General features: G+C 73.0%; 17 protein-coding genes and 1 pseudogene. 7 read left to right on the top strand and 11 right to left on the bottom strand.

Translation table 11 applies throughout. The features are described 5' to 3' along the window. Window positions 1–34: 34 nt before the first annotated feature. Both AB0D85_RS34695 and AB0D85_RS34690 read right to left on the bottom strand, forming a co-directional pair. Window positions 35–1,246, bottom strand: a complete 1,212-nt coding sequence (locus tag AB0D85_RS34695) for an ROK family transcriptional regulator (RefSeq protein WP_362328986.1) — start codon at window positions 1,244–1,246, stop codon at window positions 35–37. 290 nt (window positions 1,247–1,536) lie between these two features. Then, entirely contained in the window at window positions 1,537–2,367 is an 831-nt protein-coding gene (locus AB0D85_RS34690) for a hypothetical protein (protein WP_362328984.1), read from the bottom strand. A 314-nt stretch (window positions 2,368–2,681) separates the two neighbouring features. Between AB0D85_RS34690 and AB0D85_RS34685 the strand changes: the two genes are divergently transcribed. Further along, window positions 2,682–3,323: a hypothetical protein gene (locus tag AB0D85_RS34685; protein WP_362328982.1), complete on the top strand. Its 642-nt coding sequence runs from the start codon at window positions 2,682–2,684 to the stop codon at window positions 3,321–3,323. Here AB0D85_RS34685 and AB0D85_RS34680 read toward each other — a convergent pair. Next, the gene (locus AB0D85_RS34680) at window positions 3,316–4,413 is read right to left on the bottom strand and encodes a mechanosensitive ion channel family protein (protein WP_362329148.1); all 1,098 of its coding nucleotides are present in this window, start codon (window positions 4,411–4,413) and stop codon (window positions 3,316–3,318) included. The two genes, AB0D85_RS34685 and AB0D85_RS34680, sit on opposite strands and share 8 nt — an antisense overlap. 338 nt (window positions 4,414–4,751) lie before the next feature. On the opposite strand from AB0D85_RS34680, the gene AB0D85_RS34675 reads away from it, so the two are divergent. After that, complete coding sequence (locus AB0D85_RS34675; RefSeq protein WP_093502957.1) at window positions 4,752–5,288, top strand: HNH endonuclease; 537 nt, start codon at window positions 4,752–4,754, stop codon at window positions 5,286–5,288. 35 nt (window positions 5,289–5,323) lie between these two features. Here AB0D85_RS34675 and AB0D85_RS34670 read toward each other — a convergent pair whose 3' ends face one another. From AB0D85_RS34670 to AB0D85_RS34650, 5 genes and pseudogenes are all read right to left on the bottom strand, one after another. Continuing rightward, entirely contained in the window at window positions 5,324–5,932 is a 609-nt protein-coding gene (locus tag AB0D85_RS34670) for a hypothetical protein (RefSeq protein ID WP_362328979.1), read from the bottom strand. Between the two features lie 20 nt (window positions 5,933–5,952). Next, complete coding sequence (locus AB0D85_RS34665) at window positions 5,953–7,251, bottom strand: hypothetical protein (protein WP_362328977.1); 1,299 nt, start codon at window positions 7,249–7,251, stop codon at window positions 5,953–5,955. Further along, window positions 7,248–8,009 (bottom strand): ABC transporter ATP-binding protein, encoded by a 762-nt coding sequence (locus AB0D85_RS34660; protein WP_362328975.1) that lies wholly within the window; start codon window positions 8,007–8,009, stop codon window positions 7,248–7,250. The genes AB0D85_RS34665 and AB0D85_RS34660 overlap by 4 nt, the downstream gene beginning before the upstream one ends. Further along, a complete protein-coding gene (locus AB0D85_RS34655) occupies window positions 8,006–8,920 on the bottom strand; it encodes a zf-HC2 domain-containing protein (RefSeq protein WP_362328973.1) in 915 nt (304 codons plus the stop codon). Before AB0D85_RS34655 ends, AB0D85_RS34660 begins: the two co-directional genes overlap by 4 nt. Continuing rightward, window positions 8,917–9,330 (bottom strand): annotated as a pseudogene (locus AB0D85_RS34650) (RNA polymerase sigma factor); the annotation flags it as partial. The pseudogene AB0D85_RS34650 and the gene AB0D85_RS34655, both read right to left, overlap by 4 nt. A 164-nt stretch (window positions 9,331–9,494) precedes the next feature. On the opposite strand from AB0D85_RS34650, the gene AB0D85_RS34645 reads away from it, so the two are divergent. The 3 genes from AB0D85_RS34645 (at window position 9,495) to AB0D85_RS34635 (ending at window position 12,032) form a co-directional block, all read left to right on the top strand. Then, window positions 9,495–9,680, top strand: a complete 186-nt coding sequence (locus tag AB0D85_RS34645) for a hypothetical protein (protein WP_362329146.1) — start codon at window positions 9,495–9,497, stop codon at window positions 9,678–9,680. Then, entirely contained in the window at window positions 9,681–11,717 is a 2,037-nt protein-coding gene (gene malQ, locus AB0D85_RS34640; protein ID WP_362328971.1) for a 4-alpha-glucanotransferase, read from the top strand. A gap of 69 nt (window positions 11,718–11,786) precedes the next feature. After that, window positions 11,787–12,032 carry a hypothetical protein gene (locus AB0D85_RS34635; protein WP_362328969.1) on the top strand — a complete coding sequence of 82 codons (246 nt, stop codon included), beginning with the start codon at window positions 11,787–11,789 and terminating at the stop codon, window positions 12,030–12,032. An 89-nt stretch (window positions 12,033–12,121) separates the two neighbouring features. On the opposite strand, the gene AB0D85_RS34630 is transcribed toward AB0D85_RS34635, so the two are convergent. Continuing rightward, the gene (locus AB0D85_RS34630) at window positions 12,122–12,721 is read right to left on the bottom strand and encodes a TetR family transcriptional regulator (protein WP_362328967.1); all 600 of its coding nucleotides are present in this window, start codon (window positions 12,719–12,721) and stop codon (window positions 12,122–12,124) included. 129 nt (window positions 12,722–12,850) lie between these two features. Between AB0D85_RS34630 and AB0D85_RS34625 the strand changes: the two genes are divergently transcribed. Beyond that, window positions 12,851–14,287 carry an FAD-dependent monooxygenase gene (locus AB0D85_RS34625; protein ID WP_362328964.1) on the top strand — a complete coding sequence of 479 codons (1,437 nt, stop codon included), beginning with the start codon at window positions 12,851–12,853 and terminating at the stop codon, window positions 14,285–14,287. Between the two features lie 199 nt (window positions 14,288–14,486). Next, complete coding sequence (locus tag AB0D85_RS34620) at window positions 14,487–15,770, top strand: M14 family zinc carboxypeptidase (protein WP_362328962.1); 1,284 nt, start codon at window positions 14,487–14,489, stop codon at window positions 15,768–15,770. Here AB0D85_RS34620 and AB0D85_RS34615 read toward each other — a convergent pair. After that, on the bottom strand, window positions 15,757–16,209 hold the full coding sequence (locus AB0D85_RS34615) for a DUF5707 domain-containing protein (protein WP_362328960.1): 453 nt from the start codon (window positions 16,207–16,209) through the stop codon (window positions 15,757–15,759). The genes AB0D85_RS34620 and AB0D85_RS34615 overlap by 14 nt on opposite strands. Window positions 16,210–16,435: 226 nt before the next feature. Then, the gene (gene pepN, locus AB0D85_RS34610; protein ID WP_362328958.1) at window positions 16,436–19,009 is read right to left on the bottom strand and encodes an aminopeptidase N; all 2,574 of its coding nucleotides are present in this window, start codon (window positions 19,007–19,009) and stop codon (window positions 16,436–16,438) included. Window positions 19,010–19,071: the final 62 nt, after the last annotated feature.

Raw genomic sequence — 19,071 nt, 5'->3', positions numbered from 1 at the left:
GGGAAGGACTGGCTGTGCGGGGGTCTGAGGGGGTTCAGCGCGAGGTGTCGAAGACCTCGTCGCGGGTGGTCGCGAGCGCGCTCTCCAGCGCGCCGCGCAGCACGGGGTGTTCTTGTACGTCGCCGACGACGAGCCGTGGCCGGGCGGCCGCCAGCTCCTCCAGTTCGGCCTGTACGAGGGCGCGCAGCACCTCGCCGCCGGAGGTCAGGACGGTGCCGCTGAGGACGACGAGTTCGGGGTCGAGGACGGAGACGAGGGAGGCCAGACCGGTGGCGAGCCGGGTGGCGTAGGTCTGCAGGAGTTCGCGGTGCGGCCCGGTGCCGTGATCCGCGGCGCGGCCGACGAGTTCGGCGGCGACCTCGGAGTGCGACCCGGTCGGCAGGTCCTCGATGCCCAGCTCGCGGGCGAGCCGGGGCACCGCCTGGGAACCGGCGAGTTCCTGGTAACCGCCGCTGTTGGCCTTGGTCACCTGGCGCACCAGCGGAGTGCCCGGCACCGGCAGGAAGCCGACCTCGCCGGCGCCGCCGGTCCAGCCGCGGTGCAGCCGGCCGCCGAGGACCAGGGCGGCGCCGAGGCCCTCCTCGTTCCACAGCAGCACGAAGTCGCCGTGGCCGCGGGCCGCGCCGAGCCGCTGCTCGGCGATGGCGACGAGGTTGACGTCGTTCTCGTACTCGACGGGCATCGGCAGCGCGGCGGCGAGCTCGTCGAGCAGTGCGGGGGAGTGCCAGCCGGGCAGGTGCGAGGCGTAGCGCAGCCGGCCGGTGTTGGGGTCGAAGGCGCCGGGGGTGCCGACGACGACCCGGTGGATGTCGTCGCGGGCCAGCCCGGCCGCCTTCACGGCGCCGTCGAGGGCGTCGGTGACCTGCCGTACGACGGACTGCGCGGAGCGCCTGCCCGGGGTCGGCAGCTCGTACTCGCCGACGGTACGGCCGGTGACATCGGCGACGGCGGCCCGGATCCGGGCGGGGTTGACGTCGAGCCCGGCGGCGTGGGCGGCGGCCGGATTGACCGAGTAGAGCTGGGCGTTGGGCCCCGGCCGTCCCTCGCTGGTCCCGGTCGCCAGGACCAGTCCGGCCGCCTCCAGGCGGGCCAGCAGCTGGGAGGCGGTCGGCTTGGAGAGGCCGGTGAGCTTGCCGATCCGGGTGCGCGACAGCGGGCCGTGCTCCAGCAGCAGGTCCAGTGCGGCGCGGTCGTTCATGGCGCGCAGGACGCGCGGAGTGCCCGGCGTACCGGCGGTTCCTGCCATGTGGTTCGACACCTGCCTTTCCAGCCGCTCAGTTTCCCAGTGACCAGGGCGTTCGGTCCACCCGGGTGACCCACCGGAGTCGCTCACCCTTGATCACTGTTAGGAAAGTTTCCTGTTGGCTGGAAAACGTAGGCCGCCGGAAGGGGGGCGTCAATAGCCCGCCTGCGCGGCAATGCAGTCGTTACCTGGACATGGACATGCGACGGACATGCGAAAGGCCCGCCCGGGAGACCGGACGGGCCCTGTGGCGAGGGGGCCACGGTGGCGAAGGGGCCAAGGCGGCGAAGGTGTTACTTCACCTTGATGTAGTCACCCGTGGCCTTCGCCGCGGCGGTGGTCGTCGTACCGGCGAAGACATAGCGGTAGTAGCCGCTCTTCGACGCCTTCACCGTCGTGGACAGCGCGCCGCCCGTGCCGGAGGTGATGCCCTTGACGTTCGTGTACGTCTTGCTGTCCGCGGCGCGGAACTGCAGGACGACCTTCTGCCCCGAGTAGCCCTTGTACGCCATGGCGTCCCAGTCCGCCCGGGTCAGCTTGCCCTTGACGGTGATCGTCTTGCCCTTGGCCACCGGCTCCGGCGAGGCGTCGGCGGTCAGCTTGGCGGCGCGCTGCAGCTGCGCCGTGCCGAGGTTGCCCCAGATCGCGGTGCCGGCGTTGATGCTGAGGAAGTCGTCCGAGCTGGTGCCGTCGCTGTAGGTGTACATGCCGCCGGCCTTCCAGGCGGCGGCGTCGGCGTTCTCGAGCAGGCCGTACTCCTGATCGATGACGACCTTCTCGGAGCAGCTCTCGGTGACGGTCGTCGCCGTCGTCGCCGTCGTCGTGCAGGTGGGATCGTCGTCGGGCCCGACCAGGTTCTGCAGCGACTTCAGTGTGCCGCGGTAGAGGATCACGCCGGCGAACGACTTGGTGCCCTCGATGTCCACGTCGACGGGCCGGGTCAGGGTGTACGTCACCGGCACGTTCACCGTCTTCGTGCCGACGACGACGGCCTTGCCGTTGTTCACCGTCACGTCGGTGAACTTCAGGTCGGGCGTGCTGGTGGCGGCGGAGGCGGCGGGCGCCGCGATACCGGCCAGGGCCAGGGCGCCGGACAGGGCGGCGCCTATGGCGAGCTTTCTCATGTGTATCCCCACATTCGGAACGGACCCCTGGGCGACGTCGCGCTCCAGAACAAGGACCCGTAGCGGGGCGACCCTAGATCATCACCCGGGCGCGGAGAATGCGGGGGGCCTGTGAAGACCATCTGAATCCGGGCGGCCCGGGCTCCATGATCACAGCTGCGTCACGATCCACGTCGGCGCTGGTCAGAAGGGTCCCCCTCATAGCTTCCTGATCTTTGATCCCGACACCGACCAGAAGAACGGCGACCGGCCATGCCCCCTCGAAGACGCCTGTCCGTACGACTGCTGCGCAGCGCCCCGGCCGAGGAGGCGAAGTGAGGCGGCGGCACCTCGCGGCGGTGTTCGGCGTACTCGTCCTGGCGACGGCGGGCTGCACCACGACGGCGGAGAAGAGGGCCGGGACCGAACCCTCGGCCAGGGTGTCGGCCGCAGCCGAGGCCACCGCCACGGCCCCCGCCTGCCCGGGCGGGACCTTCCGTTGGGCCGACGTGACGCGGGAGGTCCGGCTCACCGAGGTCTCCCCGGTCGTGAAGGTGGGCAGGAGCGACGGGCGGATCACCTTTCACCCCCGGCTCGTACGCACCATCGTGGCCCGGGTCGACATGAGCGACACAAGCGTCTCCGCGCACCGCGTGCTCGTCGCGCTCGCCAAGCGGCTGAAGTGGGCCGACGCCGAGGGGCTGGCGACTCCGGGGGAGGCGTCCGCCGACCGCGTGCACCACGACCCGCAGGTCGACTTCCTCGGCCACCCGGGACGCTATGTCGAGGCCGAGGGCGTCAACGTCGTCGAGGCGAGCTTCACCGTGACCTGCTCCGGCGGCCGGGACGTCTACGGCAGCGTGATCACCTGGCTCAAGGGCAACTCCGGCGCCTCCCTGGCCTGCGGCGTCGACCCCGGGAACCACCCCTGGATCAGGGAGGCCTACCGGCTCACCTGCGGCGGCGGGACTACTTAGCCGCGGGCCGCTGCGGAGCGATCGGGGTCGTCGCCGCCACCTGAGGGGAGTCCGAGTCGGAGAACACCGCCGGTGCGGACACCGCGGCCGTCGGGTCCGGGGTCTCGGCATCGCTCAGTACGGTCGGTACGCCGCCCACGATCCGGATGTTCGCCGCGTCGAACGCCCGCTTGATCCGCCAGCGCAGCTCGCGCTCCACGGTCATCGCCTTCCCGGGCATGGTCTTCGCGGACAGCCGTACGACCATCGAGTCGATGAGGACGGAGTCCAGGCCGAGCACCTGGATCGGGCCCCACAGGAGCTCGTTCCAGGGCTCCTCCTTGGCCATCTTCTCGGCGACCTCGTCGAGCGTGGCCCGGACCCGGTCCAGGTCCTCGGTGGGCCGGATGGTGACGTCCACCCCGGCCGTGGCCCAGCCCTGCGAGAGGTTGCCGATGCGCTTGACCTCGCCGTTGCGGACGTACCAGATCTCGCCGTTGTCGCCGCGCAGCTTGGTCACCCGCAGGCCGACCTCGATCACCTCGCCGGAGGCCACCCCCGCGTCGATCGAGTCACCGACGCCGTACTGGTCCTCCAGGATCATGAACACGCCGGACAGGAAGTCCGTGACCAGGTTGCGGGCGCCGAAACCGATCGCCACACCGGCGACACCGGCCGAGGCCAGCAGTGGCGCGAGGTTGATCTGGAAGGCGGACAGCACGGTCAGCGCGGCCGTGCCCAGGATCACGAAGCTCGCCACCGACCGCAGCACGGACCCGATCGCGTGGGAGCGCTGCCGCCGCCGCTCGGCGTTGACCAGCAGCCCGCCCAGAGTCGTGCCCTCCGCGGACTCCGCCGTGCGGTTCATCCGGTCGATGAGCTTGGTGATCGACCGCAGCACGACGTTTCTCAGCACCACCGCGATCACCAGGATGAGCAGCACCTTCAGACCGATCGCGAGCCAGGTCGACCAGTTCTGCTCGACCCAGCTCGCGGCGTTCGTGGCGCTCTCCTGGGCGTCCTGGAGCGTGGGCACCGCCGGGGTCGACGACTCCGAGGGAGTCGGCGACGGCGACGAACCGGCGGCCAGTAGGACGGCGGGCAAGGACACGGCGGGTACCTCCAGGCGGTGCGTACTGCCCTCCGGTACGGCGTTCAGGGTCACGTACGGCGGTTCAAGGTCACGAAAAGGTCACCGGACGGGCAGGACAACCACACTAACGGGGCACTGGGTGTGCGCCCCACCGATACAACGAGGAGAGACTGTGCTCACCCCGCCTGAACAGGCCCGCTTGAAGAAGGGGGCAACCGGGGGATGAATGCGGTGTGGTCGAAAACACTCCCAGCCCGTTACCGGGACATGGTGGCGCGTCCACCAGGCAAGAGGGGAGACTGGCCACAGATCGTCCCGGCGCGAGCCACGCGCCGCCGACGCCCAAGGAGGCCCCCGTGCCGCATGTCCTGGTCCTCAACGCGTCGTACGAGCCGCTCGGCGTCGTACCGCTCCGCCGCGCGCTCATCCTCGTCCTGGAGAACAAGGCAGTCGCCTTGGAGGAGTCCGGCGCCTATATGCACAGCGCAACCGTCACAGTCCCCGCACCCAGCGTGGTCCGGCTCAAGCGATTCGTACGGGTTCCCTACCGGGGGCCCGTTCCTCTCACCCGCAGGGCGCTGTTCGCGCGCGACGGGGGCCGGTGCATGTACTGCGGTGGCGTCGCAACCAGCGTCGACCACGTCATCCCGCGCAGTCGCGGGGGTCAGCACGTCTGGGACAACGTGGTGGCGTCCTGCCGTCGCTGCAACCACGTCAAGGCCGACCGCCATCTCTTCGAGATCGGCTGGCGGCTGCGGCACAAACCAGCCCCACCCACCGGCCTGGCCTGGCGCATCATCGGCACCGGCCATAGGGACCCGCGCTGGCTGCCGTACTTGCAGCCGTACGGCGCGGACGACGCCCTGGCCCGGATCGACGGCATCTCCGCCTGACGATCCGGGCCTTCGCATACCCCGTGGCTGCCGGTTCAGCCACGGGGCCCTTCGGCACGCGCACCGCGTACGACGTACAGTGCGCCGCCCACCGCGAACGCGCCCAGCGCCGCCGTCCAGGCGCCCGGTTGCGCACCCGGTTGCACGGGCCACGCCCACACCGTCGCCGCGCTTCCGTGCGCCCCCGACGAGCCCAGACAGACGGCGCTGACGTAACCGAAGACCGGCAGCCAGCTCAGCCGGGCGCCGAGCAGCACGGCGGCCGCCGCCGTGACCCCCGTACAGCCCAGCGTGTTGCGGATCACGGCCGGCGGCCCGAAGACCTCCGGATGCCCCAGCACCGCAAGCGGCAGCAGCGCCGCCGCGAGCGCGGTGAGCGCGGCCAGGTGCGCCAGCCGACGCGGCCACCACGGCCGTAACGCCGTCCGGTCCAGTTCCTCGGAGGGCGAGGACAGGCTCGCCCCGATCACCGCCGCCGCCAGCAGCGGGGCCAGCGCGACCACCGGCACCCGGCGGTAGGGGTCCAGACAGCTGTCCAGACGGTCCGCCGCCCAGACGGCGAGGACGGCCGTACCGGCGAGTGCGGCCAGGGTGGCGGGGAAGGCACGGGAGCGGGCGTAGAGCAGGTGACCGGCGGATGTCATGGCGGATGTCACGGCGGATGTCACAGGGCCGGCACCCCGCTCGGGTCGCAGGCGGACCGGGCCGCGAAGTACGCCGACAGCCAGGTACGGCGCTCCCGCTCGCCCATCGCCGCCAGGCGGGCCCGCGCGGCCCGGCGCTCGGCCAGCGCGGCCCGGCGCTTCGCGTCGCCCTCGGCGTCCTGGTCGTCCAAGGACTGCTGCAGGGGGTGGGGCGCGAGGTAGTCCCCGACCGCGTCGTCGGTCACGCCGACCGGATCGTCCGGGCAGCCGCCGCGCAGCTCCAGCGCGCCCACCGCCTCCCACGCGAACTCCTCCGGATCGGTCAGCCGCCCCCGCACGAACGACCAGCCGAGCGGGGTCAGCGACGGCAGCGACGCCTCGTCCGCGCGCGGCTCGCCGTCCCGGTCCTCCCAGCGCACCGGCAGGTTCCGTACGCCCTTCAGCTTCCCCGTGACACCCGACAGCGTCTCCACGAGGTGCGGGAGGGCCCCCGCGTACCGGACGTTCACGCACACCGCCGGAGCGACGGACGTGTCGCACACCTGGCGGCGGCCCAGCGGGTCGGTGTGCCACAGCCCGTCCCCGGTCTGCACGAGCAGTGTGCCCGCGGCGGCAGCGGCGGCCAGCGGCAGCAGGGCCGTCCACCGGCGCCGGGCCGCGTACGCCAGTACGGCCACCCCCGCCAGGCCTCCGGCCCACACCGCCATCGCCACCGGCTGCCACCACACCGGCACCCAGGTGTCCAGGACCGAGAACGCCGGGTTCAGATACCGCCCCGACCCCTCGTGCGCCGCCACCGTCACCCCCAGCCCCACATACCCGGCCATCGCCAGCAGCGGAGCCGCGAGCCGCGAGGGCACCACCCGTCCGACGACGTGCCCGGCCGGCACCGCGGCCCCCGACACGAACGCGTCGGTGGGGACGAGCGCCGGCCGCGGGCCGTCCCCCGACGCGTACGGCCAGGTCGCGAGCAGCGCCAGCCCCGTCGCGGCCACGTATCCGGCGGCCGCCCAGAGCGCCACCGGCAGCGCGGACACCAGGAAACGGGACAGCGGCGGCCGTACGGCCGTCCCCCACAGCTCCTGCGTGCCCCGCCGCCGCTCCCGGCCGCCCTGCCAGCAGCCCGCCGCCGCGGTCGCAGGCAGCGTGATCAGCACGGCGTTGTGCAGCTGGGCGGCGGTCTCCGCCCAGCCGCCCTGCCACCGGTCGGCGGACGCGGCGAGCACCACTCCGAGCGTCAGCAGCACGGTGAGCCCGGCCCAGGGGGCGAAACCCCGGCGGGCCTCGGTGACCAGCGGGGTCCGTGTCATGACGGTCATCGCACCGCCTCCGCTGTGCGGTGGGCGCGCAGGGCGGTCGTGTAGCCGCGCTCGATCGGGTGGTCGCCGGGGCCGTCGGACGCCTCACCGATGGCGGCCAGCGTGTGCGGCGTGCCCCGGTAGGCGACCCGGCCCGCGTCGAGAAGGGTGACCTCCGTGCAGGCCGCCGCCACGTCCTCCACCAGGTGGGTGGAGACGACCACGGTCGCCGAGGCGCCCAGCTCGCGCAGCAACTCCCGGAACTCCACGCGCTGTTCGGGATCCAGTCCGGCGGTCGGCTCATCGAGCAGCAGGACGTCCGGTTCGTTCACGATCGCCTGGGCGATGCCGACCCGGCGGACCATGCCCCCGGACAGCGTCCGGATCCTCGCGCCGGCGCGGTCGGCGAGCCCGACCCGGGCCACCGCCCGCTCGACGGCGGCGGGGGTCCCGGCCGCGGGCATCTCCTTCAGCCAGGCCACGTACGCCACGAACTCCCGCACGGTGAACCCCGGGTAGTAGCCGAACTCCTGCGGCAGGTATCCCAGCCGGGCACGGACCTCGCCGAGGGCGCGGTGCTCGGCGGTGTCCCGGCCGAGCAGCTCCACCCGGCCGGCGGACGGGCGGGCGACCGTGGCCAGCACCCTGATCAGCGAGGTCTTCCCGGCCCCGTTCGGGCCCAGCAGCCCGTGCACACCGGTGCCGAGCGCGAGGTCGACCGAGTCCAGGGCGACGGTCCTGCGGTGCCGGACGGACAGGCCGGTCACTCGTATGCTCAACGGTTCTCCATGTGGTCGTAGGCGTTGCGGCGGGCGGCCAGCAGCGCGGCGCAGAGCGCGACGGCCGCGGCCCAGCCGGGCTGCGCGCCGTCGAAGCAGGCCGCCAGCTGTCCGGCGAGCCGGGTGGTGAGCGGCCCGCCGCGGGCGGCGAGGGCCGGGACGAGGACGGCGGCCCCCCAGCCGACACCGGTCACCGCGGTCGCGGCACGGCAGCCGACGTAGGACGCGAGCGTCAGTGAGCCGAGGGTGAGCGCGAGGCCCGGCAGCAGCCAGGCGGCGGCGCCGGGGGCGCCCGAGGCGGGCAGCGCGGCGCCGGTGAGCGTCACGGCGGGGAGACTGACGCCGAGGACCGCGGCGGTGCGGGTGAGGACGAGGCGCAGGCCGCCGGAGGGGGTGGCCGACGTGATCTCGTGCAGGGGGTCGGCGTGGCGGCCGTAGGAGAGGGCCACGCCTGCCACGGGGATGACGGGGGCGATGGTGAGGAGGAGGGTGCGGGCTCCTTCGTAGCCGGCGGCGCGGTTCAGGAGGAGGGCGCCGAGGGTTACGGAGAGGAGGGCGAGGAGCCAGGTGCCGCGGAGGGCGGGGCCGAGGGACCAGAGGGTGGGCTTCAGGTGCGTGCGCAGGTGCTTGTGCAGGTGCGGGCCGGTGGGGGCTGGTGGCGCCCACGCGGCGGAGCCGCACATGTCAGAGCCCCGCGCCCCTTCGGGGCGCGTCACTTCCGCCAGTATCAAGTTCCGTACATCGGTCAGCACCACTCCCGCCGTTGTCTCGCGTACCGCCGCCGACACCTGGGCCGCGCAGTCGGTGCATCCCTCCAGGTGCTTCTCCAGGGACCATGCGTCCGCTTCCGGCAAGGAGCCGTCGGCGTAACGACTGACCAGGTCCGTGGAGGCGTGCCAGGTCGTCGTCATGCGGTGCCTCCCGTCGGTGAGGGGTTCAGCTGGGCCAGGGCTTCCCGGAGCTCGGCGCGGGCGCGCATCGCCCGGGACTTGACCGTGCCCTCCGGTATGCCGAGCAGGCGGGCCGTCTCGCGGGTGCTCAGGCCGTCCACGACGGTCGCCCGCAGGACCTCGCGCAGTTCCGGGGAGATCCGGTCGAGGGCGGTGCCGACATCGCCGTACTCCAGGCCCGCCAGCACCCGGTCCTCCGCCGAGGGCGCGGGGGCGGGGTCCGGCAGGGGCTCCGCCGTCGCCACCGTCGCCACCCGGGCCGTCCGCTCCTGGGCCCGCCGGGCGTCCACCAGCCGGCGGGCCGCGATCGTCCACAGCCAGCCGCCGGCCTCGTGCCCGCGGTGCCCGGCCGCCGACCGCCACACCGTCACACCGTCTCTATCGATCACCCGGACGCGATCGGTTCGCGGCGCGGGGGACGGTCGCGGGGGAGTGCCCTCGCACCGACGGGGTAGGCCTGCTCTGACCCGGCAAACGCCCCCGCACCCGACGGCATGACGAGGAGGCCACCGTGGCCGCAACGGTTCATCATCCGATCCCGGCCCAGTTCAAACCCCTGGTGGAGAGCGAGGAGGAGTCCCATCTGTGCGTGTTCAGCGCCGAGGGCGCCTGCGCCCAGGCGCCGCTGACCAGTGAGCCGCCGCTGCCCGACGCCGAGCCCCTCACCAGCGAACCGCCGCTCGCCGACGCGGCCCCCCTGACCAGTGAGCCGGGGTTGTAGATGAGCGAAGCCGCTCCTCTCGACGGGGAGCTGTCCCGGCTGGCGGAGCTGCACGGCGTCGCCACCTCCTACAGCCCGTCCCCGGACCGTACGGTCGCCGCCTCGGCCGGTGCCGTGATCGCCGCCCTTGCCGCCCTGGGCGTCGACGCGAGCGGCCCCGAAGCGGTCCGCACCGCCCTCGCCGACCGCGAGCGGGACCTCGCCGAACGCCTGCTGCCGCCGACGGTCGTCCACTGGGCGGACGGCGCCGGGATCGCCCTCGACCTGCCCGCGGGCACCCGTCTGGAGGTCCTGACGGAGAACGGGGAGACACGCGACGACGTGCGGGACCTGCCGCTCGGGGTCCATCTGCTGACCGCCGCCGCGCCCGACGGCCGTACCGCCCGCTGCCATCTCGTCGTCGCCCCCGCCCGGCTGCCCGCCCCCGGCGCCCGCTCGTACGGACTCCTCGTCCAGCTCTACTCGCTCCTGTCCCGCCGCTCCTGGGGCATGGGCGACCTCGGTGACCTCGCCGCCCTGGCCGACTGGGCCGGACGCACCGCGGGAGCGGGATTCGTGCAGGTCAACCCGCTGCACGCGGCCGTCCCCGGCGCCCCGACCGACCCGTCCCCGTACCGCCCCTCCTCCCGCCGCTTCCCCGACCCGGTGCACCTGCGGCTGGAGTCCGTCCCCGAGTACACCGCCGACGACTCCCTCGTGGAACGCGCCGGACGGCTGCGCTCCGCCGTCCTCGACAAGGGCGCCCTCATCGACCGGGACGCGGTGTGGGAGCTGAAGCGGGAGGCGCTGGAGGCAGTGGCCGCCGTACCGCTCGCCCCCGCACGGCAGGCCGAGTACGACGCCTTCCTCGCGGCCGAGGGACAGGACCTGACGGACCACGCCACCTGGTACGCGCTCGCCGAGAAGTACGGGTCCGAGTGGCAGCGGTGGCCGGAGGAACTGCACGACCCCCGCTCGCCGGAGACCGCCCGCGCCCGCGCCGAGCTGGGCGACCGCGTCGGCTGCCACTCCCGGCTCGCCTGGCTCACCGTCACCCAGCTCACCGACGCCCAGCGCACCGCCCGCGAGGCCGGGATGCCGGTCGGGATCGTGCACGACCTCGCCGTCGGCGTGCATCCCGGGGGCGCGGACGCCTGGGCGCAGCGTGACGTCTTCGCCGCCGGGATGTCCGTCGGCGCCCCGCCCGACGCGTTCAACGCCCGCGGCCAGGACTGGGGCCTGCCGCCCTGGCGCCCCGACCGCCTCGCCGCCTCCGGCCACGCCCCCTTCCGCCGCCTCCTGCGAGGCCTCTTCCGTTACGCCGGCGCCCTGCGCATCGACCATGTGATGGGCCTGTTCCGGCTGTGGTGGGTGCCGCAGGGCCGGCCGCCGACGGAGGGCACCTACGTCCGCTACGACGCCGAGGCCATGCTCGCCCTGCTCGCGCTGGAGGCCGGACGGGCGGGAGCCGTGGTGATCGGGGAGGACCTGGGGACCGTGGAGCCGGGGGTGCGCGAGACACTCCAGCGACGCGGGGTGCTCGGCACGTCCGTGCTCTGGTTCGAACGGGACTGGGACGGCGACGGCCGCCCCCTGCCCCCGGACCGCTGGCGCGCCGACTGCCTCGCCACCGCCACCACCCACGACCTGCCGCCCACCGCCGCCCGCCTCACCGGCGAACACGTCGGACTCCGCGACCGGCTGGGCCTGCTGACCCGCCCGGTGGAGGTCGAACGGGCCGAGGCGGCGGCCGACACGACCGAGTGGCTGGCCCTGCTGACCCGCCTCGGCCTGCTCGCCGCCGCGGACGCCGGCGACGAGGAGGCCGAGATCCGGGCCGTCCACCGCTTCCTGCTGCGCACCCCGGCCCGCATGATCGGCGTCTGGCTCCCGGACACGATCGGCGACCGCCGCCCGCAGAACCTCCCCGGCACCTGGGACCAGTACCCGAACTGGCGCCTGCCGATCGCGGACGCGCGGGGCCGCCCGGTGACACTGGAGGAACTGATGGGGTCGGGGCGGGTGCATGACTTGCTGGAGGTGCTCCGAAAGGGGTGACGGGCTCCGGGCCGGGTAACGGGTACCCCGGACGCGCGCCCCTCAAGTCGGCCCGCTAACTTTGGGATCGTGGACAAGAAGAACGCCCTGCGCGCCGGCGCCCTGGCTGCCGGTACGACGCTGATGATGCTGCTCATGTCGTCCCCCGCGCTCGCGCTCACGCGCGACGACGGTGACGACCCCGGCAAGGGCCTGAGTGTCATCCAGACGCTGGGCCTCTACGTCCTGACGCCGCTCGTGCTGTTCGCGGTCATCGCGGGCCTCGTGATGGTGCTGGACAAGTCCAAGGTCCGGGTCACCAAGCCCAAGGCCTGACCTCAGTTTCTCCACCGAGGGCGCCGGTCGCCTTCCGTACGTACCGCGACGGGACGTAGGGAAGCCGACCGGCGCCCTCGGCGCGTCGCTCAGGGACTCGGGGCGGTCAGATACCGCTGCAGGGTCGGCCCGAGCCACGCCAGGATCTCCTCCCGCGCCAGTTCCACGGCCGGCGGCAGCCGCAGCACGTACCGGGTGAGCGCGAGCCCCATCAGCTGCGAGGCGCACAGCGCCGCCCGCGCCGGTACCTGCTCGGGGTCGGGGCACACCTGCTCCGCCACCGGCACCACCTGCTCCCGGAAGATGCCCTGCAGGCGCTCGGTCCCCGCCTTGTTGGTGACGGCGACCCGCAGCATCGCGGTGAGCTCCTCGTTCTCCTCCCAGATGTCCAGGAAGTGGGCCACCAGCGCCCACCCGACCTCGGTGCGCGGCGTCCGGGACAGGTCGGGCATCCGCAGATCGAGCGCGACGGCGGCCGCGAACAGGCCGTCCTTGCTGCCGAAGTAGCGCATGACCATGGACGGGTCGATATGCGCGTCCTTGGCGATGGCGCGGATGGTGGCGCGCTCGTAGCCGTCGGCCGCGAAGCGCTCGCGGGCGGCGGCCAGGATGGCGGAGCGGCTGGCGTCGGAGCGGCGCGCCGCAGGGCCGTTCGTGGAACCTGTGGTTCTACTGGGAGTGCCGGTCATGCCAACGAGCGTAGGCCAACGAGCGTGGGCCAACAAGTGTTGACTGGCCCCGCCGTCCCGCCCTACGCTTGCCAACAAGCGTTGACCAACGCATGTTGGCCAACGGGTGTTGCATCCCAGGAGGCCCCCATGAACGGCACGGCTGGCTCCATCCCTCGCGTGATCGTCGTCGGCTCCGGCCCCACCGGCCTCCTCCTGGCCGGTGACCTCGCCGCCGCCGGCGTCCCGGTCACCCTCCTCGAAAAGCGCCCCCACAAGATCAGCAACCTCTCCCGCGCCTTCGTCCTGCACGCCCGTGCCCTGGAGCAGCTCGACGCCCGGGGCGTCGCCGACGACCTGGAGGCCGTCGGACGGCCCGTCACCCGGATGAACCTCTTCGACGGGCTCACCCTCGACCTCGGCACCCTCCCCTCCCGCTTCCACCACGTCCTCGTCCTCCCGCAGTACGAGGTCGAGAAGGTGCTGGAGCGCCGCGCGGTGGAGGCCGGTGTCGACTTCCGCTACGAGTCCGAGGTGACCGGGGTGACCCAGGACGCGGACGGGGTCACGGTCCACGTCAAGGGCGCCGAGAGCCTGCGCGCCGCGTACGTCGTCGGCGCCGACGGGATGCGCAGTGCCGTACGGGAGGCGGCCGGGCTGCCGTTCCCGGGGCGGTCGGTGATCCGCTCCGTCGTCCTCGCCGACGTGCTGCTCGCCGAGAAGCCCGAGACGCTGATCACGGCCGCCGCGGTCGGCGACGCGTTCGCCTTCCTGGTGCCCTTCGGCGACGGCTACTACCGGGTCATCGGCTGGCACCGCGGCCGCGACGTCCCCGACCACGAGCCGCTCGACCTCGACGAGGTCAAGGAGATCACCCGCCTCGCCCTGGGCCGGGACTACGGGATGCACGACGCCCGCTGGATGTCCCGCTTCCACAGCGACGAGCGCCAGGTGCCCAGCTACCGGGCCGGCCGGCTCTTCCTGGCCGGGGACGCGGCGCATGTGCACACCCCGGCCGGCGGCCAGGGCATGAACACCGGTCTGCAGGACGCGGCCAACCTGGGCTGGAAGCTCGCCGCCGTGCTGCACGGCCACGCGTCCCCCGACCTGCTCGACACCTACCAGAGCGAACGCCACCCCGTCGGCAGGTCGGTCGTGCGCAGCAGCGGTGCCATCGTCCGCCTCGCCATGGCCAAGGGGCCCATGCTGGCCGTGCGCGCCGGGATCACCCGCGTCCTCGGCCGCCTCGCCCCCGCCCGTCGCAGGATCCTGGGCCAGGTCACCGGCATCGGCTACCGGTACCCCGCCCCGCGGGGCGCCCACCGCCTCACCGGCGCCCGCGTCCCCGACCTCGCCCTGGCCGGCGGCGGCCGCCTCTACGAGGCCCTGCGCGGCGGCCGGTTCGTCCTGGTCACCCCGGGGGCCGGGGAGACCGGCGAGGGGCGCGCGGACCGGCTGGCCGTGGCCCACTGGGCGGGCGACCGCCGTACGACCCTGCTGGTGCGCCCCGACGGATACGTGGCCTGGGCGGCCGAGAACGCCCAGGAGGCGGATGTCGAGAGGGCGCTGGCCGCGCACGTCGGCTGAGCGGGGCCCGGCCGGCGGCGCCGTCCCCGGAGCCACCCTTGACAGTCGCTGCCCCGGGAGTTCCCATGGGGAGGCTCAGGCTCAACGTCCTTATGGAAAAGGGGAGTTGAAATGGCAACCAAGATCGAGATTCGCCCGTTGGACAAGAAGGAGACCACCGGGGACAGCAACTCTCAAGGCGCCTGACCGGAGTCCCGGCGTGCGGACATCGTCGTCCCGGCGCGCGCTCTACCCGGGCGTCGGCGAACTGGAGCGGCAGGCCCGCACGCTGGCCGCCTTCGCGCCGCGGGTCCTGCGGCTGCGGGAGGCCGGACGGAGCCGGGCCGGACGGCCCCTTCACCTGCTCTCCGCCGGGCACGGGCAGCGGCAGCTCCTGACCGTCGCGGGAGCGCACGCCAACGAACCCGTGGGCGGCGCCTCCGCGCTCCGCCTCGCCCGGCTCCTGGCCCACCGGCCCGAACTGCTCCGCCGGCTCGACTGCACCTGGCACTTCCTGCTCTGCCTCGACCCGGACGGCGCCCACCTCGCGCACGGCTGGCAGCCCGAGGAACCCGCCCCGTCCCTGGAGGACTGCCACCGGCACTTCTACCGGCCCGAGTTCGCCTGCCAGCCCGAGTCACCCCCCGCCCCCGGCACCGGCCAGGAGCCGCTGCCCGAGTCGGCGGCGCTCGTACGGCTCCTCGACGAACTGCGCCCGACGGCCCAGTTCACCCTGCACGGCATCGAGATCGGCGGCGCCTTCACCATGCAGACCCGGGACGTCCCCGGAGCCGCGCGGGCCTTCCGGGAGACCGCAGCCCGGCTGCGCATCCCGCTCGACGACCACCCCTGCGACGGCCCCGACTGGCAGCCGGACCCGCCCGGCGTGCTGCGGCTCCCGCCCGCCAGCGGCGGCAGCGAACGCGACCCCAGCGGCTTCGTCGCCGAGAGCACCTGGCTGCACCCCCGCCGGTACGGCACGCTCACCGCCCTCGTCGAGGCACCGGCCTGGGCCGTCCCGGCCGTGAGCGACTCCCGGCCCGAACCCGACCCGCGGCGCGCCGTCGGTGCCGCCTGCGACCTGCTGGTGGCCAGGACCCGGGAACTCGGCACCCTGCTGGAGCCGGTCCGGTCCGACGCCGTACCGCACGACCTGCTGCCCCTGCACACCGCCGCCGCGGAACTGCTGCGCGTCGCCCCGTCGCTCGCGGTCGGCTGGGCGGAACAGGAACACGCCGGCTCCCGCGGCCACTTCGCGACCCTCGGCGTCTCCGCCCGCCGTATCCCGCTGCGCGTGGCGGCCATGGCGCGCCGGACCCTCGCCCGCACCACGCCCGCGACCGCCGACGCCCTCGCCGACCTGGTACGCGAGTGGTGCCGGGAACTCGACAAGACGTACGAGCCGCGCTGGATCCCGGTGTCCGCACAGACCGCGCTGCACACACGGACGATGCTGGACCTCGCCGCCCGGCTGTGCACCCAGGGTCCGCTCAGCCGACGGTGAAGTCCGCCGCCTTCCTGTCGAAGGTGGTGCTGCCGTCCACGGCGGTGGCGAGTACGGCGACATGCCAGGTGCCGTGCTGCGACGACGTGGCGTCGGCGGCGGTCACCGGCACCTTGTACACGCACCGCGCGGTGTGCTCACCGGTCGGCTTGCAGGTCGCCGACTCCACCTCGGCCATCTCCTTCGCGGTCAGCTGCTTCTTCGCGAACTCGGACTTCTCCGGCCAGCCCAGCACCTTCAGGCTCTTCACACCGGAGGACGCCGTGACCTCGGTGGTGAAGGTGAACGAGCCGCTCCGGCCCTTCTCGGGGGCGGTGTAGTGGGCGGTGCTGTGCGCCAGGACGGGCGGCTGGTCCCCGGCGTAGGCGAGGGCGAAGGCACCGGCACCCCCGAGGACGACGACACCCGCGACGACGGACAGAGCGATACGACGGGACATGACGGTTTCTCCGTGACTGGCTGAGCGCCTGAGGTGGACGAGCCGGCGCTCTGCCGTTCGCGCCGTTGCATCGATGCTCGCAACGGACGGCCACCCCCGGCGTGAGCACGGGTACTCAACTCCGCCTGGGTGGTGGGGAGTAGATGGCACTCACGCCGAGGCGGAACCGCAGGGGCGCCCGGTGTCACGGACACCGGGCGCCCCTGCGTCGTACCGCTGTTGCCGGTTACTGCGCCGCCGCGTCCGCCGCCTGCGCCTTCAGCGCGCGTTCGACGCCCGCGCGGGACTCCGAGACGAGGCGGGCCAGGGCCGCGTTCGGCTGGGCCGAGGCCAGCCAGGTGTCCGTCTTCGTCAGGGTCTCCTGGGAGACCTGGAGCGCCGGGTAGAGGCCGATAGCGATCTGCTGGGCGATCTCGTGGGAGCGGGAGTCCCAGACCGACTTCAGGACCTCGAAGTACGTGTCCGCGTACGGCGCGAGCAGCTCACGCTGGTCGGTCTGCACGAAGCCGCCGATCACGGCCTCCTGCACGGCGTTCGGCAGCTTGTCGGAGTCGATGACCGACGCCCAGGCCTCCGCCTTCGCCTCCTCGGTCGGACGGGCGGCGCGGGCGGTGGCCGCGTGGCGCTCGCCGGCGGCCGTCCGGTCCCGCTCGTACTCGCCCGCGATCTCCGCCTCGTCGAAGCGGCCGACCGCCGCCAGCCGCTCCACGAACGCCCAGCGCAGCTCGGTGTCGACGGCGAGGCCCTCGATGGTGTGGGTGCCGTCCAGCAGGCCCTCCAGGAGGTCCAGCTGCTCCGGGGTACGGGCGGTCGCCGCGAAGGCGCGCGCCCAGGCCAGCTGGTGGTCGCTCGCCGGCGCGGCGGAGCGCAGATGGGCCAGCGTGGCGTCGGTCCAGCGGGTGAGCAGGGCCTCGCGGGCGGTCGGGTCGGCGTACAGCTCGACGGCGAGCTTCACCTGGCGGTGCAGCGACTGCACGACACCGATGTCGGACTCCTTGCCGATGCCGGACAGCACGAGGGACAGGTACGCGCGGGTGGGGAGTTCGGCGTCGCGCGTCATGTCCCAGGCCGAGGCCCAGCACAGGGCGCGGGGCAGGGAGGACTCGAAGTCGCCGAGGTGCTCGGTGACGAGGCGCAGGGACTGCTCGTCGAGGCGGACCTTGGCGTACGACAGGTCGTCGTCGTTGAGCAGGAACACCGCCGGGCGGCGGCGGCCGGTCAGCTGCGGTACGGGCGTCAGCTCGCCGTCCACGTCCAGCTCGATGCGGTCCTCGCGGACCAGCTTCCCGGTCTCGTCGTCGAGCTCGTACAGGCCGATCGCGATCCGGTGCGGCCGCAGGATCGGCTCGCCCTTGGCGCCGGCGGGCAGCGCCGGGGCCTCCTGGCGGATGGCGAAGGAGGTGACGACACCGTCGGCGTCCGTCTCCACCTCCGGGCGCAGGATGTTGATCCCGGCCGTCTGCAGCCACTTCTGCGACCAGGTGCTCAGGTCACGCCCGGAGGTCTCCTCCAGGGCGCCCAGCAGGTCGGACAGGCGCGTGTTGCCGTACGCGTGCCGCTTGAAATAGGCCTGCACGCCCGTGAAGAACTCGTCCATGCCGACGTACGCGACGAGCTGCTTGAGAACAGAGGCCCCCTTGGCGTACGTGATGCCGTCGAAGTTGACGAGCACGTCGTCCAGGTCGCGGATCTCCGCCATGATCGGGTGCGTGGAGGGCAGCTGGTCCTGCCGGTACGCCCAGGTCTTCATGGAGTTGGCGAAGGTCGTCCACGAGTGCGGCCACCGCGACTCGGGGGCGTACGCCTGGCAGGCGATGGAGGTGTAGGTGGCGAACGACTCGTTCAGCCACAGGTCGTTCCACCACTCCATGGTGACCAGGTCGCCGAACCACATGTGGGCCAGCTCGTGCAGGATGGTCTCGGCGCGCGTCTCGTACGCCGCGTCGGTCACCTTGGACCGGAAGACGTACTGGTCGCGGATGGTCACCGCGCCCGCGTTCTCCATCGCGCCCGCGTTGAACTCCGGTACGAACAGCTGGTCGTACTTCTTGAACGGGTACGCGTAGTCGAACTTCTCCTGGAACCAGTCGAAGCCCTGCCGGGTGACCTCGAAGATCGCGTCCGAGTCGAGGAACTCGGCGAGCGAGGGACGGCAGTAGATGCCCAGCGGGACCGACTGCCCGTCCTTCTCGTACACGCTGTGCACGGAGTGGTACGGGCCCACGATCAGCGCGGTGATGTACGACGAGATGCGCGGCGTCGGCTCGAAGACCCAGGTGTCGTCCTTGGGTTCGGGCGACGGCGAGTTGGAGATCACGGTCCAGCCGGTGGGCGCCTTGACCGTGAACTGGAAGGTCGCCTTCAGGTCCGGCTGCTCGAAGGAGGCGAAGACCCGGCGGGCGTCCGGCACCTCGAACTGGGTGTAGAGGTAGGCCTGCTCGTCGACCGGGTCGACGAACCGGTGCAGACCCTCACCCGTGTTGGTGTACGCGCAGTCCGCGACCACCCGGAGGACGTTGCGGCCCTCCAGCAGGCCCGGCAGCGCGATCCGGGAGTCCGCGAAGACCTCGGCGGGGTCCAGCGGATCACCGTTCAGGGTGACCTCGTGGACCGCCGGGGCCACCAGGTCGATGAAGGATTCGGCGCCGGTTCCGGCGACGTCGAAGCGCACCGTGGTCACGGACCGGTAGGTACCGCCCTCCTGCGCGCCGGAGAGGTCGAGATCGATCTCGTACGAGTCAACGGTGAGCAGCTTCGCCCGCTGCTGTGCCTCTTCGCGAGTCAGGTTTGTGCCAGGCACGCGGTCATCTCCTCGTTATGTGTGGGTTGCGCCATCCTTCCACGTGACGGGGCCGGGGGCGT

Origin of the sequence: Streptomyces sp. NPDC048277 (assembly GCF_040652235.1) — a bacterium.
In the GTDB taxonomy this organism is placed as follows: Bacteria; Actinomycetota; Actinomycetes; order Streptomycetales; family Streptomycetaceae; genus Streptomyces.
Note: the sequence above shows the minus strand (reverse complement) of the source record. Positions and strands in the feature narration are given on the sequence as shown.

Excerpts from the sequence above, each read along its gene's own strand:
- AB0D85_RS34695 (WP_362328986.1), bottom strand. The coding sequence starts at position 1,246 with ATGGCAGGAACCGCCGGTACGCCGGGCACTCCGCGCGTCCTGCGCGCC.
- AB0D85_RS34690 (WP_362328984.1), bottom strand. The coding sequence starts at position 2,367 with ATGAGAAAGCTCGCCATAGGCGCCGCCCTGTCCGGCGCCCTGGCCCTG.
- AB0D85_RS34670 (WP_362328979.1), bottom strand. The coding sequence starts at position 5,932 with ATGACATCCGCCGGTCACCTGCTCTACGCCCGCTCCCGTGCCTTCCCC.
- AB0D85_RS34665 (WP_362328977.1), bottom strand. The coding sequence starts at position 7,251 with ATGACCGTCATGACACGGACCCCGCTGGTCACCGAGGCCCGCCGGGGT.
- AB0D85_RS34655 (WP_362328973.1), bottom strand. The coding sequence starts at position 8,920 with ATGACGACGACCTGGCACGCCTCCACGGACCTGGTCAGTCGTTACGCC.
- malQ (WP_362328971.1), top strand. The coding sequence starts at position 9,681 with ATGAGCGAAGCCGCTCCTCTCGACGGGGAGCTGTCCCGGCTGGCGGAG.
- AB0D85_RS34630 (WP_362328967.1), bottom strand. The coding sequence starts at position 12,721 with ATGACCGGCACTCCCAGTAGAACCACAGGTTCCACGAACGGCCCTGCG.
- AB0D85_RS34625 (WP_362328964.1), top strand. The coding sequence starts at position 12,851 with ATGAACGGCACGGCTGGCTCCATCCCTCGCGTGATCGTCGTCGGCTCC.
- AB0D85_RS34615 (WP_362328960.1), bottom strand. The coding sequence starts at position 16,209 with ATGTCCCGTCGTATCGCTCTGTCCGTCGTCGCGGGTGTCGTCGTCCTC.